This window comes from Micromonospora chaiyaphumensis (assembly GCF_900091435.1).
GTDB classification, from domain to species: domain Bacteria; phylum Actinomycetota; class Actinomycetes; order Mycobacteriales; family Micromonosporaceae; genus Micromonospora; species Micromonospora chaiyaphumensis.
The window spans coordinates 85,569-100,892 of record NZ_FMCS01000008.1; the positions used below are offsets into that span (position 1 = coordinate 85,569).

Consider the following 15,324-nt stretch of genomic DNA (forward strand, 5'->3'; position numbering starts at 1 on the left):
TGGCCCAGGGCGTCGAACTGTCAACCGCCGGACCCGGGCGGCCTGCCGCCGGCGGGTTGGCGGCGCCGGTCACCCTCCACTGCGGAGGGCGGCTAAAAGCGTCGATCAAGACATCTTCGTTACATCAATCGGCAATCTGTCGCTTCTGCCCGCGTTTGAGGGCCGACTCCGGCTGTCCCCGCTCCCTAGAGTGACCGGTGTCGAGGCCTCCTCGACGGACCCCGTTCCCCACCGGAAGGCAGCCACATGCCACGTGCAATCCGGTCCCTCACCGCAACAGGGATCGCCGGCATCGTCCTCGCCGGATCGGCGGTCGCGCCCGCCGCGGCCGCGGCCGCGACGCCGCAACCGCCGGCGTACGACCGGACCAGCGCCGCCGAGGCGCGCCGGGTCGACCGCGTGCCCACGCCGAAGCTCGACTGGTACGCCTGCTACGACTACGCCGAGTGCGCCACCGTCCGGCTTCCGCTCGACTACGACAAGCCGAGGGGCGCCACCACCGAGGTCGCGCTGCTCCGTGTCAAGGCCCGCGACCAGCAGCACCGGATCGGCAGCCTGTTCCTCAACCCGGGCGGCCCGGGCGGCTCCGGCACCAGCATCGCGCTCGCCGCACCGTACTTCCTCGGCGACGACCTGCTCGACCGCTTCGACGTCGTCGGCGTCGACCCGCGCGGCATCGCCGCCAGCGACAACATCCGGTGCTTCCGGTCGGTGAAGGACCAGACCCGGGCGTACGCCGGGCTGAACGTCGCCTTCCCCGTCACGAAGGCCGAGGAGAAGGCGTACGTCGCGGCGTCGAAGGCGGTCGGCAGGGGCTGCTCGACCACCGGGAAACCGCTCACCGGCGCGGCGTCCACCGCCGAGGTGGCCCGCGACATGGACGTGCTGCGCCGCGCGGTCGGCGACCGGAAGCTGAGCTACCTGGGCTTCAGCTACGGCACCGCGCTCGGGCAGTACTACGCCAACATGTTCCCGGACCGGTTCCGTGCCCTGGCGGTCGACGGCGTGCTCAACCCGAACGCCTGGATCGGCCAGGGCCGGGCCCGCAACCAGCTCCAGGAGACCCGGCTGCGCAGCGCCGACGGCGCGTACCGCGCGCTGCACGAGATCCTGGTCCGGTGCGCGAAGACCGGTGCGGAGAAGTGCACGCTGGCCTCCGGCGGTGACCCGGTCGCCGCGTACGAGACGGTGGCGCGGCGGCTGCGTGAGAAGCCGCTCGTGGTGGACGATCCGGACCTCGGGCAGTTCACCGTCGGCTACGCCGACTTCGTCGGCGCCACCCTCAGCTACCTCTACGACCCGAGCGGCTGGCAGTACATCGTGGACCTCACCGGCGAGCTGCTGGTGCTGACCGACCCGGCCGCCACCGCGTCCGGCCGGGCGGAGGCGCGCACCGCCGTCGCGCAACGGGCGGCGAAGGCGCGCCAGCAGCGGGGCTACGACTTCCCGTACGAGAACGGGCTGGAGACGTTCCTGACCGTGGACTGCACCGACGGCTACCACCCGAAGAGCGCGGACGCCTGGCCGGCGCTGTCGGCGCGGGAGGACCGGCGGGCGCCGTACTTCGGCCGGGCCTGGGCCTGGGGCACGGCGCCCTGCGCCCGCAACGCCTGGACGGTGCGGGACGAGGACGCGTACACCGGGCCGTTCGACCGGACCAGCGCCGCCCCGGTGCTGGTCGTCGGCAACTACTGGGACCCGGCGACCAACTACCAGGGCGCGGTCAGCTCGGCGAAGCTGCTGCCCAACAGCCGGCTGCTGAGCAGCGACAGCTGGGGGCACACCGCCTACGGCACCTCGGCCTGCGTGACCGGCGCGGTCGACGCGTACCTGCTCCGGGGGACGCTGCCGGCCGGGGGCACGGTCTGCACCGGTGACGCGCAGCCGTTCCAGGAGGAGCCGGCGGCCACCCGGGCGGAGGCGTCGAAGCGCGATCTGGCCCGGGCCGGCGCGCCGGGCCGGGGCGAGCCGAAGCGGCTGCCGCCGGTGGTGGCGCCGCTGCCGGTGGCCGGCACGCTGACCGCGCGCTGACGGACCCCCGGGGTGCGGCGGGTGATCGGGCACCCACCGCACCCCGGGCTCCCGTCCGGGGGCTTCCTCCGCCATCATGTCGCGCAGCAGGTCGGCGTGCTCGGCGGCGCTGGTCTCCCAGGCCGCCACGACGGGGCACCGCGCAGCCGGTTCGGCGGGTTAGAGTACGGCCGCACCTTGCTCCGGCCGATCCCCCGGCCCGGGAGCGAGGGCGTTCCGCCGCCGTGATCCGCCCTCTGGCGACCGGCGGCCCTCGACCTCCCGACCGAGGAGATCCCGAACCCATGTCCCGAAGACTGATCTCTGTTCTGGTGTCCGCCGGGCTCGCGCTCGGCACCGTGTTCGGCGTGTCGCAGCCGGTGAGCGCGGCCGATTCCGCTCCCGACGGCGGTGGCCGGGCGAACGCCGGCGTCAAGCCGGGTGCGCGCGCCGCCACGGCGTCCACGACTGCCACCACGCCGGCGGGCTACACGATCCGCGGCATCGACGTCTCCAGCCACGACCACAACCTGGGCCCGATCAACTGGCCGGGCGTGGCGACCGACGGCTACAAGTTCGCCTACGTCAAGGCGACCGAGGGGCAGACGTACCGCAACCCCTACTTCGCCGAGGACTACGCGGCGGCCAAGGCGGCCGGTCTGCTCGTCGGCGCCTACCACTTCGCCCGTCCGGACGGGCGTGACCCGGTCACCGAGGCGAACTTCTTCATCGACAACGCGCAGTTCGCCAAGGACAGCCAGACGCTCGTGCCCATGGTGGACATCGAATGGCCGTACTGGTCGGGCGCGCCGACCTGCTACGGGCTGACCACGACGGAGATGTCCGCCTGGATCAAGTCGTTCACCGACCAGGTCAAGGCCCGTATCGGCCGGCCGGTGATGATCTACACGAACACCAACTACTGGAACCCGTGCACCGGCAACAACGCCACCTTCGGCGCCAACCCGCTCGACATCGCGGGCTACACCACCACCCGCCCGCCCCTGCCGGCCGGCTGGACGACGGAGACCGTCTGGCAGTACGCGGCCGGTAACCCCAGCGAGCCCGGGAACTACAGCCAGAACGTGTTCAACGGCGACTACCCGGCCCTCACCCGGCTCACGGGCGCCCCGGCCGCCGCGGCCCCGATCGCCCTGCGCGCCCGGATCAACAGTCGTTACGTCGTGGCCGAGAGTGCCGGCACCAAGCCGCTGATCGCCAACCGGACCTCGGTCGGGCTGTGGGAGCAGTTCGACCTCGTCGACGCGGGCGACGGCTTCGTGGCCCTCCGGGCGCGGGCCAACGGCCGGTACGTGGTGGTGGAGGGCACCAAGCCGCTGATCGCGAACCGCACGTCGGTGGGCGCCTGGGAGAAGTTCACCATCATCAACAATTCGGACGGCAGCATCAGTCTCCAGGCCAACGCCAACGGCCGGTACGTGGTGGCGGAGAACGCGGGCACCCAGCCGCTGGTCGCCAACCGCACGTCGATCGGGCCGTGGGAGAAGTTCGACAAGATCGCCACGTCCTGAACCACCGCCGTTGCCCGGCGCCCCGACGAGGGGCGCCGGGCAACGGCGCATCTCACGGTCAGTACGACTTGTCCTGGCCGAGGACGTGCTGGGCCACGAAGTTGAGGATCATCTCGCGGCTGACCGGGGCGATCCGGCCGGCCCGGACCGCGCCGAGCAGGGTGGCCACGCCGTACTCGGTGGTCATGCCGGCGCCGCCGAGCGCCTGGACGGCGGTGTCCACGGCGAGCGCGGCGGCCTCGCCGGCCGCGTACTTGGCCATGTTGCCGGCGACGCCGGCCTCCAGGTCGCGGCCGGCGTCGTAGAGGGTCGCCGCCTTGTGGATCATGAGGCGGGCCAGTTCCACCTGCACCGCCGCGTGGGCGAGCGGGTGGGCGACGCCCTGGTGCGAGCCGATGCTCCTGCCGCCCCACACCGTCCGGGTGGCGGTGTACGCGCTGGCCCGCTCGATGGCGTACCGGCCGGTGCCGGCGCCCATCGCGGCCACGGTGATCCGCTCGGGGTTGAGGCCGGAGAAGAGCGCCGGCAGCCCGGCGTCGAGGGATTCGCCGACCAGCGCGTCGGCGGGCAGCCGGACGTCGTCCAGGTAGAGCAGGAACTGGTTCTCCGGGGACAGGATCTCCATGTCCAGCCTGGACCGCTCCAGCCCGGGGGCGTCGGTCGGCACGATGAACAGCGCCGGCTTCAGCTTGCCGGTGGAGGCGTCCTCGGTTCGTGCCACGACCAGCACGTGCCCCGCCTCGTCGACCCCGGAGATGTAGCACTTGCGGCCGGTGAGCAGCCAGTCGTCGCCGTCGCGGCGGGCCACCGTGCCGAGCCGGTGGAAGTTCGACCCGGCCTCCGGCTCGGTGATCGCGAACACGATCTTCTGGGAGCCGTCGGCGAGGCCGGGCAGGTGGCGCTTGCGCTGCTCGTCGGTGCCGTGCTTGTTGATGACGGTGGCCGCGATGGCCGGCGAGACCACGAGCAGCAGCAGCGGGCAGCCGGCCGCGGCCAGTTCCTCGCAGACGATGGCCAGCTCGGTGATGCCGCCGCCCCCGCCGCCGTACTCGGTGGGGATGTTGACGCCCAGGTAGCCGAGCCGGCCGGCCTCCTGCCACAGCTCGGTGGTGTGCGCACCGGCCTTGGCCTTCTCGACGAAGTAGCCGTGGCCGTACTTCCGTCCCAGCGCCCGGACGGCGTCGCGGAGCTGGTCCTGCTCGGGGGTGAGGTCGAAGTTCATCGCGGGTCCTCCTCGGGATTGACCACGGCCAGCACGGCCCCGGTGTCGACCTGGCCGCCGGCCGGCACGGGCAGCTCCGCCACCACGCCGTCGGCCGGGGCGAGCACGGGGTGTTCGAGCTTCATCGCTTCGAGGGTCAGCAGCAGGTCACCGGCGCTCACCCGCTGGCCGACCTCGACGTGCAGCCGGGTCACCGCGCCGGGCAGCGGCGCGAGCAGCGACCCGGCCGCCAGCTCCGCGGTGGGCAGGGGGAAGCGGGGCAGCTCGGTGAGGCTCGCCGCCCCGTCCGGGCCGTCCACGAAGACCTCCGACCCCGCGCGGTGTACGCGGTAGGCCCGCCGCACCCCGTCGACGTCGAGCACGACGCGGTCCGCGGCGGCCTCGACCAGGGTCACCGCCTCGCCGCCGGACCCGGTGCCGCCACCCGCCGCCGACACCGACCAGTCCGCGAGCGCCCCCGTACGGTCCAGCCGGTACCGGACCTCGATCTCGCCGCCGCCCGCCCCGCTGAACCGGGCGACCTGCGGGAACGCCGGCACGTTGCGCCACCCGGACGGCAGCCCGGCCAGCACGGTGGCCCCGGCGCGCCGCCGCACGGCCGACGCGAGCGCCGCGGCCAGCGCGACCAGGGGGAGCTGATCGCCGGGAAGCAGCGGGGCGAAGACCTCGGGGTGCCGCTCCAGGAAGCCGGTGTCGAGGTCGACGGCGCCGAACTCGGGGCTGCGCAGCACCCGGACCAGCAGGTCCCGGTTGGTGGTGACGCCGTGCAGTTCGGCCCGGGCCAGCGCGCCGGCCAGGGCTCGGACCGCCTCGGCCCGGGTGGGCGCCCAGGCGATCAGCTTGGCGAGCATCGAGTCGTAGTGGACGCCGACCGTCGAGCCGTCGACCACGCCGGAGTCGAGTCGCAGGCCCTTCGCCAGGGCGAACTCGGCGACCACCCCCGGGATCGCGAAGCGGTGCAGCGTGCCGGTGGCCGGGCGGTAGCCCTGGGCCGGGTCCTCGGCGCAGAGCCGCACCTCGACGGCGTGGCCGTCGGGCGGAGGAGCGGCCGTCAGCGGCAGCGGCTCGCCCTCGGCGACGAGGAGTTGCAGCCGCACGAGGTCCAGTCCGGTGGTCAGCTCGGTGACCGGGTGTTCCACCTGGAGGCGGGTGTTCATCTCCAGGAAGCGGACCTGGCCGTCGGGGGCGAGCAGGAACTCCACCGTGCCCGCGCCCACGTAGTCGACCGCCCGGCCGGCGGCCACCGCCGCCTCGTGCAGCCGCTCGCGCACCTCCGGAGGCAGGACCCCCGGCGCCTCCTCGACGATCTTCTGGTGCCGGCGCTGGATCGAGCAGTCGCGCACACCGAGGGCGACCACGGTGCCGTGGGTGTCGCCGAAGATCTGCACCTCGACGTGCCGGCCGCGTTCGACGTACCGCTCGATGAAGACCGTGCCGTCGCCGAAGGCCGCGGCCGCCTCGCGGCGCGCGCCCGCGACGGCCTCGGCGAGCCCGGTGGCGTCGCGGACCACCCGCATGCCCCGGCCGCCACCGCCCGCGGCGGCCTTGACCAGCACCGGGAAGTCGGTGACCTGGCCGGTCTCTGTCCAGGTCGGCAGCATCGGCACGCCCGCGTCGGCGAGCAGGGCCTTGGCCGCCATCTTGTCGCCCATGGCGGCGATCGCCTTGGCCGGCGGGCCGACCCAGGTCAGCCCCGCGTCGGTGACCGCCGCGGCGAACTCGGCGTTCTCGGCCAGGAAGCCGTAGCCCGGATGGACCGCGTCCGCGCCGGACCGGCGGGCCGCGTCCAGGATCAGGTCGATCCGCAGGTACGTCTCGGCCGGCGCGTTGCCGGGCAGCCGGACGGCCTGATCGGCCTCGGCCACGAAGGGCGCGCCGGCGTCCGCGTCGGAGTGCACGGCGACCGTCTCCACGCCGAGCGCGCGGCAGGTGGCGAAGACCCGCCGGGCGATCTCGCCCCGGTTGGCGACCAACAGCCTGGTAATCATCGGCACTGCGCCGTCCTTTCGTTCGCGACTGCGGGACTCCGCTGCGCTGCGTTCCTCGCGCTCACCGGTCACATCCGGAAGACGCCGAAGCCGTCGGCGCCCTTCACCGGTCCGTTGTGGATCGCCGACAGGCACAGCCCGAGGACGGTCCGGGTGTCCCGGGGGTCGATCACCCCGTCGTCGTAGAGCCGGCCGGAGAGGAAGAGCGCGCCGGACTGGGACTCGATCTGCTGCTCGACCATCATGCGCATCGCGGCGTCGGACTCCTCGTCGTAGTCGCGGCCCCGGGCGGCGGCGGCCTGCCGGGCGACGATCGAGAGCACCCCGGCGAGCTGCGCCGGCCCCATCACCGCCGACTTGGCGTTCGGCCAGGTGAACAGGAACCGGGGTTCGTACGCCCGGCCGCACATGCCGTAGTTGCCGGCACCGTAGGAGGCGCCCAGGTTGACCGTCAGGTGCGGGACCGTCGAGTTCGACACCGCGTTGATCATGAGGGCGCCGTGCTTGATGATGCCGCGCTGCTCGTACTCGGTGCCGACCATGTAGCCGGTGGTGTTCTGGAGGAAGACCAGCGGGGTGTCGGCGGTGTTGGCGAGCTGGATGAACTGCGCGGCCTTCTGCGCCTCCTCGCTGAACAGCACGCCTCGCGCGTTGGCCAGCACGCCGACCGGCCAGCCGTGCAGCTCGCCCCAGCCGGTGACCAGCGCGGTGCCGTAGGTCGGCTTGAACTCGTCGAACTCGCTGCCGTCGAGCACCCGGGCCAGCACCTCACGCGGGTCGAACGGCACCTTGAGATCGGCGCTGGCGATGCCGAGCAGCTCGTCGGGGTCGTACCTGGGCGGGAGGGGGAACGGGTTGCGCGGCGGCGGCCCCTGCTTGCGCCGGTTGAGCCGGCGTACGCACTGCCGGGCCAGCCGGATGCCGTCCCGCTCGTCCTCGGCCAGGAAGTCGGCCAGGCCGGACCTCGTGGCGTGCATGGCCGCCCCGCCCAGCGACTCGTCGTCGGTGACCTCGCCGGTGGCCATCTTCACCAGCGGCGGCCCGGCCAGGTAGACCTGCGACCGGTCCCGGATCATGATCGTGTAGTCCGACATGCCCGGCACGTACGCGCCGCCCGCGGTGGCGTTGCCGAAGACCACGCTGACCGTGGGGATCCTCGCCGCGGAGAGCCGGGTCAGGTCGCGGAACACCCGGCCGCCCGGGATGAAGATCTCGGCCTGGGTGGGCAGGTCCGCGCCGGCGCTCTCCACGAGGTTGACCATGGGCAGCCGGTTGGCCAGGGCGATCTCACCGGCCCGCCGGGTCTTGGCGAGCGCCCAGGGGTTCACGGCCCCGCCGCGCACGGTCGGGTCGTTGGCGACCACCAGGCACTCCACGCCCTCGACCACCCCGATGCCGGTCACCGTGCTGGCCCCGACCGGGAAGTCGCTGCCGTACGCGGCCACCGGCGACAGCTCCAGGAACGGGCTGTCCGGGTCGAGCAGCAGCTCGATGCGCTCCCGGGGGAGCAGCTTGCCCCGCTTGTGGTGCCGGGTCACGTACTTCTCGCCGCCACCGGCCCGGGCCTGGTCGAGCGCGGCCTCCAGTTCGGCGAGGCGTTCCAACAGCGCGTCCCGGTTGGCCCGGTAGGCCGGCGCGGACGGGTCGAGCCGGCTGTCGAGTGTCGTCACAGGCCCATGCCCTTCGCGATGATCTCGTTCATGATCTCCGTGGTGCCGCCGCCGATGCCCAGGATCCGGGCGTCGCGGTAGTGCCGTTCCACCTCGGCGTCGCGCAGGTAGCCGAAGCCGCCGTGCAGTTGCAGCGCCGCGTCGACCACGAAGTCGCAGGCGGCCACCGCGACGTTCTTCGCCATGGCCACCTCGGCCACCACCGGTTGACCGGCGGCCACCCGCTCGGCCACGTCGTGCACGTACGCCCGGGCCGCCTCGGCGCGGGTGTGCATCTCGGCCAGCCGGTGCCGGACGAGCTGGCGGCTGGCGAGCGGGCGGCCGAAGGTGGACCGGTCCCGGCACCAGCGGGCCGCCAGTTCCACGCAGCGCTGCGCGGTGGCGTAGGCCTGGGTGGCCAGGGAGAGCCGCTCGGTGGCGAACTGCTGCATGATCGCCAGGAAGCCGGTGTCCTCCGGGCCGATCCGGTTCGTCACCGGCACCCGGACGTCCACGAAGGAGAGTTCGGCGGTGTCCGAGCAGTGCCAGCCCAGCTTCTCCAGCCGCCGCCCGACGGTGAACCCGGGGAGGCCCTTCTCGATCACGAGCAGGCTCAGCGAGCCGGAGCCGGGGAAATCGGTGCAGACGGCAGTGGTCACGAAGTCGGACCGTGCGCCGCTGGTGATGTACGTCTTCGATCCGTTCACCACGTAGTGGTCGCCGTCCCGCCGGGCGCAGGTGCGGATGCCCGCCACGTCCGAGCCGCCGTCCGGCTCGGTGATCGCCAGGGCGCCGATCATCGTGCCGGCGAGCGTGGGCCGCACGTACCGGTCGATGAGGCGGTCGTCGCGGGAGGCCACCATGTGCGGCAGCGCGATGCCATGGGTGAAGAGCGCGGCGACCAGCCCGGACGAGCCGCCCGAGCGGATGATCTCCTCGGTGACCAGGATCGAGTCGAGCAGGTCGCCGCCGCTGCCGCCGACCGACTCGGGGAAGCCGACGCCGAGCAGCCCGATCTTCGCGGCGGTCTCGTGCAGCGACCGGGGCACCTCGCCGGCCCGCTCCCAGTCGTCCAGGTGCGGCAGGACCTCCCGGGTCACGAAGGCCCGGGTCAGCTCGCGGAGCTGCCGCCGCTCGGGAGTGTCCACGATGGTCACGACGGCACCCCCGGGGTGAGGTCGGCGGGCAGGTCCACGATCCGGGAGCGGAGCAGCTCGCCGAGCGCCTTGGCCTGCGGGTCGAAGCGGGTGGAGGCGGCCACCCCCTGGCCGAGCAGCCCCCGGATCACGAAGTTGACCGCGCGCAGGTTCGGCAGCTCGTACCGCTCGACGGCCAGCGGGGCGGTCTCCGGCAGCAGCTCGGCCAGCCGCGCGACGGTCAACCAGCCGCGCAGCCAGGCCCAGGTGGCGTCGGTGCGGGCCCAGACGCCGAGGTTGGCGTCGCCGCCCTTGTCGCCCGACCGGGCACCGACCAGCTCACCGAGCGGCGCCCGCCGGGTCGGCCCGGCGTGGTGGGGCTGCCCGCCCGGGGTCTGCTCGCCGGCCGGCGGTGCCGCCGTCCGCACCGGCGGGGCGATCGGCACCCGGGTCCCGTCCGGCAGGACGGCCACGTGCGCGACCGCGTCCTGCGGCACGGCGTCGGCGGTGAAGACCCCGTACGGGGTGGCGTCGCCGGGCAGAGTGGTCAGCGTGCAGCCCGGGTAGGAGGCCAGCGCCAGCTCCACGGCGGCCGCCGAGAAGGCCCGCCCGGCCCGCGCCCTGTCGCCGTCCCGCAGGTGTACGTGCAGCAGCGCGCTCGCCGCCTCGGTGTCGGTGGCGTCCGGGTGGTCGGTGCGGGCCAGCGTGAACTCCAGCCCCTCCTTGCCGACCGCCTCCTCCAGCTGCCCCCGCACCAGGGCCGCCTTGGCCGGGATGTCCAGGCCGCAGAGCACGAACGTCATGGAGTTGCGGAAGCCGCCCAGGTTGTTGACGCCCACCTTGAGGGTGTCCGGCGGGGCCGTGCCCCGGACACCGGAGACCCGCACCCGGTCCGGCCCCTCCTGGGTCAGCTCCACGGTGTCGAGCCGGGTCACCACGTCCGGCCCCAGGTAGGCCGGCCCGCCCACCTCGTACAGCAGTTGGGCGGTGACCGTCTCGACGGTGACCGCGCCGCCCGTGCCCGGGTGCTTCGTGAGCACCGACGAGCCGTCCGCACGGATCTCGGCGATGGGGAAGCCGGGGCGGTGCCCCCCGTCGGGCAGCTCGGTGAAGAAGCTGAAGTTGCCGCCGGTGACCTGCGCCCCGCACTCGATGAGGTGCCCCGCGACGGTCGCGCCGGCCAGCGCGTCGAGGTCGTCCCGGGTCCAGCCGAAGCGGGAGATGGCCGGGCCGACCGCCAGCGAGGCGTCCGTCACCCGCCCGGTGACCACCACGTCCGCACCGGCGTCGAGGCAGGCCGCGATCCCGAACGCCCCCAGGTACGCGTTCGCGGTCAACGCGTCCGGCCGCGCCAGGGCGTCGCCCTCGACGTACCCGATCCGGACCGGGAGGCCGAGCCGGTCGGCGAGCGCGCCGATCGCGGCGGCCAGCCCCGCCGGGTTGAGCCCGCCGGCGTTGGTGACCAGCCGGACCCCGCGCTCCAGCGCGGTGCCGAGGACGCCGTCGAGCTGGCGCAGGAACGTCTTCGCGTAGCCGAGCGAGGGGTCGCGCATCCGGTCCCGCCCGAGGATGAGCATGGTCAGCTCGGCCAGGTAGTCGCCGGTCAGCACGTCCAGCTCACCGCCGTCGAGCATCTCCCGCCAGGCGGAGAGACGGTCGCCGTAGAAGCCGGACGCGTTGCCGACCCGCAGCGCGCTCACCGGGCCACCCCGCTGCCCGCCGCCTCCCGCTTGCCGCCGGGCGGCCCCGCGAACGCCTGGGCGACGTCCAGCCACTCGTCGGCGACCGGCCCGGTGGCGACCAGCGCCAGGTCGGCGCGGTGCCGGCGCTGGGTCACCAGCAGGCAGAAGTCGAGTGCCGGGCCGGTGACCCGGTCGGCCGCGTCCTCCGGCCCGAACGCCCAGGTGTCCCCGTGGGGCGCCACCAGCTCGACCCGGACCGGCGCCGTCGGCATCGCGCGGCCGTGGGCCGCGAAACCGTGCCCGAGGGTACGGAACCCCAGGTGCGCCACGTGCCGCAGCCGCGCCGTCGGGGCACGCCGGACGCCCAGTGTGTCGGCCACGTCCTCGCCGTGCGCCCAGGTCTCCATGATGCGGGCGGTCGCCATCGAGGCGGGCGACATGCGGGTGCCGTACCAGGGCAGTTTCTCCCCGGCCGGTGCGGCCGCGAGCGCACCGGCGAGCGCGGCCCGGCCGGCCCGCCAGCGGGCCAGCAGCGCGGCGGGCGCGGCGAGGAACGCGTCGGCGCCGTCGTCGACCAGCCGGGACGGGTCCGGTGCGGAGGTGACCGAGGCGAAGAACGCCGCCGCGTCGGTCGCCGCGAGGTGGGCCACGTGGTCGGTCCAGGCGAGGTGGGCGATCTGGTGGGCGATGGTCCAGCCGGGTGCCGGAGTCGGCCGTGCCCAGGCCTCCGGTGGCAGCGGCGCGACCAGAGCGTCGAGTTGCTCGGACTCGGCGGCCAGGTCCGCGAGCAGGGCGGTCAGGTCGACCATGGTGCCTCCGGGGGATCAGTGCGGCCGCGCGCTCCCGGGCGTGGGCGGGCCGGCGTCGGGGGTGAGCAGGGCGGCGAGCTGGCGCTTCCAGGTGTGCAGGAGGGCGGTGCGGCGGGTCGAGTCGTCGCTGAGCAGGTTGGCCACGCCGAGGCCGCGGAGCAGGTCGAGGGTGGCCTGCACCGCCTCGCGGACGCCGGGCCGCCGCTCGTCCACGCCGAGCAGCTCGACGGTCAGCCGGTGCATCTCCCGGCCCACCCGGGCTTCGAGGGGAACCAGGGCGTCGCGCAGTTCGGCGTCGGTGCGGGCGGCCACCCACAGCTCCAGCGCCGCGACGAAGAGCGGCCCGGTGAAGGCGGCGGCGAGCAGGTCGACCACCCCGTCGAGGCGCCGCGGGCCGGCCGGCAGCGCCGCGGCCTCGGTGCGCAGCTCCACGGCCCGGCGCTCGGTGAGGTGGGTGACCGCGGCGGTGACCAGGGCCGCCTTGGTCGGGTAGTGGTGCAGCTGGGCGCCCCGCGAGACGCCCGCCCGGGCCGCCACCACGGTCGTCGTCGTGCCGGACCAGCCGTGCTCCACCAGGCACTCCACGGTCGCCTCCAACAGCCGGGCCTGGGTGGCACGGCTGCGCTCCTGTTGAGGGACGCGGGTCGATGTGGTGGGCACGGGGACAGCGTGCCGCCCCCGAAACAAACAGTCAAGACTGACTTTTTCTGACTCATGACCGAGCGATGTATACAATCCAGACGCATAGATCTAGCTGTCCGTCGATGGCTGGACTAACGTGCGGCCTCACCAGATCAAGGAGGCGCGCCGTGACTCAACCTCCCGACTCACCCGCGACAGCCGTCCAGGTCGAACGGTTCGGCTACCGGCAGGAACTGAACCGTACCCTCAGCTTCACCGACCTGCTCATCTACGGCCTGATCTTCATGGTGCCGATCGCACCCTTCGGCATCTTCGGCAGCGTGTACGCCGGCTCCGGCGGCATGGTCGCGCTGGCCTACCTCATCGGCATGGTGGCGATGATGTTCACCGCCCTGTCGTACGCGCAGATGGTCCGGGCGTTCCCCATGGCCGGGTCCGTCTACACCTACACCGGCCGCGGCATCGCGCCGCCCGTCGGCTTCCTCGCCGGCTGGGTGATCCTGCTCGACTACGTCCTCGTGCCCGGCCTGCTCTACCTGGTGGCCAGCGTGGCCATGCACTCCCTCGTGCCCGGCGTGCCGGTGTGGGTGTGGCTGGCGGCCTTCGTCGTGCTCAACACCGTCGTCAACTACTTCGGCATCCGGATGACCGCCCGGGTCAACCGGGTGATGCTCGCCGCCGAGCTGGTCATCCTCGCGATCTTCCTGGTCGTCGGGGTGGTCGCGCTGGCACAGGGCAAGGGTGCGGGCTTCTCGCTCCGGCCGCTGTTCGACTCGGGCACGTTCTCCTGGCCGCTGGTCTTCGGCGCGGTGTCGATCGCCGTGCTCTCCTTCCTCGGCTTCGACGGGATCTCCATGCTGGCCGAGGAGAGCCGCGAGGAGGCCCGGCAGATCGGCCGGGCCATGGTCGCGGCGCTGCTGCTGGCCGGTGCCCTGTTCGTCGTGCAGACCTGGGTCGCGGCCCTGCTGGTGCCGGACGCGCCCGGCCTGCTCGACAACGGCGACCCGGAGGGGACCGCCTTCTACGACGCGGCCCGCGCGGCCGGCGGCGGCTGGCTGGCCGGGCTGACCGCCCTGGCCACCGCTATCGCCTGGGGCTTCGCCAACTCCCTGGTCGCCCAGGCCGCGACCTCCCGCCTGCTGTACGCGATGGCCCGCGACCGCCAGATGCCGCGCTTCCTCGCCCGGATCAACCCGAAACACAAGGTGCCCGCCAACGCCACCCTGCTGGTCGCCGCCATCTCCCTGGCGCTCGGCCTCTACATGGCCAGCCGGGACGACGGCATCTCGCTGCTGTCCACACTCGTCAACTTCGGCGCCATGACGGCGTTCCTGGCGCTGCACGTCTCCGTCGTGACCCACTACGTGGTGCGCAACGGCAGCCGGGACTGGTTGCGGCATCTCGTGGTGCCGGTGATCGGATTCCTGATCCTGCTCTACGTCGTGATCAACGCCAAGGTCGCCGCCCAGGTGCTCGGCTTCGTCTGGTTGGGCGTCGGGCTGCTGGTCCTGGTGATCTTCTACCTGACGGGCCGGCGTCCCGAGCTCGCCGCGCTGGTCGACGTCGCCCACGACAGCACCGACGAGCCGGTGAAGGAGCCGCACTGATGACCGACGTGGTGAAGTACCGGCCGGAGCCGGACGAGCTGTCCTACACCTTCGGCGGGCGCGAGGCGGTGCTCCGGGTGCGCCCGGGCACGATCCTCGAGCTGTACACCGAGGACTGCTTCGGCGGGCGCGTCCGGAGCGTCGACGACCTGCCGTCGCAGGTCTGCGAGTTCCCCTACCTCAACCCCGTGACGGGGCCGATCCACGTCGAGGGGGCCGAGCCCGGGGACACCCTCGCCGTGCACTTCGTCGCCATCGAGCCGGCCCGGGACTGGGCGGTGTCCACCACCTTCCCGCACTTCGGCGCGCTCACCGGCACGCACACCACGGCGACCCTGCACCCGCCGCTGGACGAGGTGGTCTGGCGGTACGACGTCGACGTCGCCGCCGGCACGGCCACGTACCGGGCCCGCCGGGGCGACTACAGCGTGGCGCTGCCGCTGGATCCGATGCACGGCACGGCGGGGGTGGCGCCCGGCGCCTTCGAGGCGCGGATGACGATCACGCCGGACGCGCACGGCGGCAACATGGACACCCCGGAGCTGCGGGCCGGAGTCACCGCGTACTTCGGTGTGAACGTGCCGGGGGCGCTCTTCGCCCTCGGTGACGGGCACTGCCGGCAGGGCCACGGCGAGGTCTGCGGCACCGGCATCGAGGCGGCCATGAACACCACGGTCGTGGTGGACGTGATCAAGGGGGCCGGCACCCCGTGGCCACGGCTGGAGTCGGACGACGCGCTGATGTCCACCGGCTCGGCCCGCCCGCTGGAGGACGCCTACCGGATCAGCCAGCACGACCTGGTCACCTGGACCGCCGAGCTGGTCGGGCTGGACCAGCTCGACGCATACCAGCTCATCAGCCAGGCCGGTGAGGCGCCGGTCGGCAACGTGTGCGACCCGAACTACACGATGGTGGCGAAGGTGGACAAGCGCTACCTGGGCGGGGCCGGCGCGTACGACGGGGTGCACGGCCGGCTGCGCGAGACGGCCCGGCACTACCTGAGCCACCGCTGACCGGCGACGAGGCCGGCCGGGTCGTCCCCGGCCG

11 protein-coding genes are annotated in these 15,324 nt (G+C 73.5%); 4 read left to right on the plus strand and 7 right to left on the minus strand.

The genetic code is table 11. From position 1 onward, the window contains the following. The first annotated feature begins 246 nt into the window (after positions 1–246). Positions 247–2,031, plus strand: a complete 1,785-nt coding sequence (locus GA0070214_RS21465) for an alpha/beta hydrolase (protein WP_091266925.1) — start codon at positions 247–249, stop codon at positions 2,029–2,031. Between the two features lie 284 nt (positions 2,032–2,315). Continuing rightward, complete coding sequence (locus tag GA0070214_RS21470; RefSeq protein ID WP_091266930.1) at positions 2,316–3,542, plus strand: GH25 family lysozyme; 1,227 nt, start codon at positions 2,316–2,318, stop codon at positions 3,540–3,542. Between the two features lie 58 nt (positions 3,543–3,600). Here the strand turns inward: GA0070214_RS21470 and GA0070214_RS21475 are convergent, their stop codons facing one another. The 7 genes from GA0070214_RS21475 to GA0070214_RS21505 all read right to left on the minus strand — a co-directional run bounded on the left by GA0070214_RS21475 (position 3,601) and on the right by GA0070214_RS21505 (position 12,688). Next, the gene (locus tag GA0070214_RS21475; RefSeq protein WP_091266933.1) at positions 3,601–4,764 is read right to left on the minus strand and encodes an acyl-CoA dehydrogenase family protein; all 1,164 of its coding nucleotides are present in this window, start codon (positions 4,762–4,764) and stop codon (positions 3,601–3,603) included. After that, the gene (locus GA0070214_RS21480) at positions 4,761–6,752 is read right to left on the minus strand and encodes an ATP-binding protein (RefSeq protein ID WP_091267606.1); all 1,992 of its coding nucleotides are present in this window, start codon (positions 6,750–6,752) and stop codon (positions 4,761–4,763) included. Before GA0070214_RS21480 ends, GA0070214_RS21475 begins: the two co-directional genes overlap by 4 nt. 68 nt (positions 6,753–6,820) lie before the next feature. Next, positions 6,821–8,422 (minus strand): acyl-CoA carboxylase subunit beta, encoded by a 1,602-nt coding sequence (locus GA0070214_RS21485; protein ID WP_091266936.1) that lies wholly within the window; start codon positions 8,420–8,422, stop codon positions 6,821–6,823. Further along, a complete protein-coding gene (locus GA0070214_RS21490; protein ID WP_091266939.1) occupies positions 8,419–9,558 on the minus strand; it encodes an acyl-CoA dehydrogenase family protein in 1,140 nt (379 codons plus the stop codon). The genes GA0070214_RS21485 and GA0070214_RS21490 overlap by 4 nt, the downstream gene beginning before the upstream one ends. Then, the gene (locus GA0070214_RS21495) at positions 9,555–11,237 is read right to left on the minus strand and encodes an acyclic terpene utilization AtuA family protein (protein WP_091266942.1); all 1,683 of its coding nucleotides are present in this window, start codon (positions 11,235–11,237) and stop codon (positions 9,555–9,557) included. Before GA0070214_RS21495 ends, GA0070214_RS21490 begins: the two co-directional genes overlap by 4 nt. Then, entirely contained in the window at positions 11,234–12,028 is a 795-nt protein-coding gene (locus GA0070214_RS21500; RefSeq protein WP_091266945.1) for a TIGR03084 family metal-binding protein, read from the minus strand. The genes GA0070214_RS21495 and GA0070214_RS21500 overlap by 4 nt, the downstream gene beginning before the upstream one ends. Before the next feature lie 15 nt (positions 12,029–12,043). Further along, positions 12,044–12,688 carry a TetR/AcrR family transcriptional regulator gene (locus tag GA0070214_RS21505; protein ID WP_091266948.1) on the minus strand — a complete coding sequence of 215 codons (645 nt, stop codon included), beginning with the start codon at positions 12,686–12,688 and terminating at the stop codon, positions 12,044–12,046. Between the two features lie 104 nt (positions 12,689–12,792). Here GA0070214_RS21505 and GA0070214_RS21510 point away from each other — a divergent pair, with 104 nt between their 5' ends. Next, positions 12,793–14,277 carry an APC family permease gene (locus GA0070214_RS21510; RefSeq protein WP_091266951.1) on the plus strand — a complete coding sequence of 495 codons (1,485 nt, stop codon included), beginning with the start codon at positions 12,793–12,795 and terminating at the stop codon, positions 14,275–14,277. Continuing rightward, positions 14,277–15,290: an acetamidase/formamidase family protein gene (locus tag GA0070214_RS21515; protein WP_091266954.1), complete on the plus strand. Its 1,014-nt coding sequence runs from the start codon at positions 14,277–14,279 to the stop codon at positions 15,288–15,290. The genes GA0070214_RS21510 and GA0070214_RS21515 overlap by 1 nt, the downstream gene beginning before the upstream one ends. Positions 15,291–15,324 lie beyond the last annotated feature (34 nt).

What these genes read in the sequence shown, in the direction of transcription:
- GA0070214_RS21475 (WP_091266933.1), bottom strand. Translation starts at nt 4,764, where the DNA reads ATGAACTTCGACCTCACCCCCGAGCAGGACCAGCTCCGCGACGCCGTC.
- GA0070214_RS21500 (WP_091266945.1), bottom strand. Translation starts at nt 12,028, where the DNA reads ATGGTCGACCTGACCGCCCTGCTCGCGGACCTGGCCGCCGAGTCCGAG.
- GA0070214_RS21515 (WP_091266954.1), top strand. Translation starts at nt 14,277, where the DNA reads ATGACCGACGTGGTGAAGTACCGGCCGGAGCCGGACGAGCTGTCCTAC.
- GA0070214_RS21465 (WP_091266925.1), top strand. Translation starts at nt 247, where the DNA reads ATGCCACGTGCAATCCGGTCCCTCACCGCAACAGGGATCGCCGGCATC.
- GA0070214_RS21480 (WP_091267606.1), bottom strand. Translation starts at nt 6,752, where the DNA reads ATGATTACCAGGCTGTTGGTCGCCAACCGGGGCGAGATCGCCCGGCGG.
- GA0070214_RS21470 (WP_091266930.1), top strand. Translation starts at nt 2,316, where the DNA reads ATGTCCCGAAGACTGATCTCTGTTCTGGTGTCCGCCGGGCTCGCGCTC.
- GA0070214_RS21510 (WP_091266951.1), top strand. Translation starts at nt 12,793, where the DNA reads ATGGCTGGACTAACGTGCGGCCTCACCAGATCAAGGAGGCGCGCCGTG.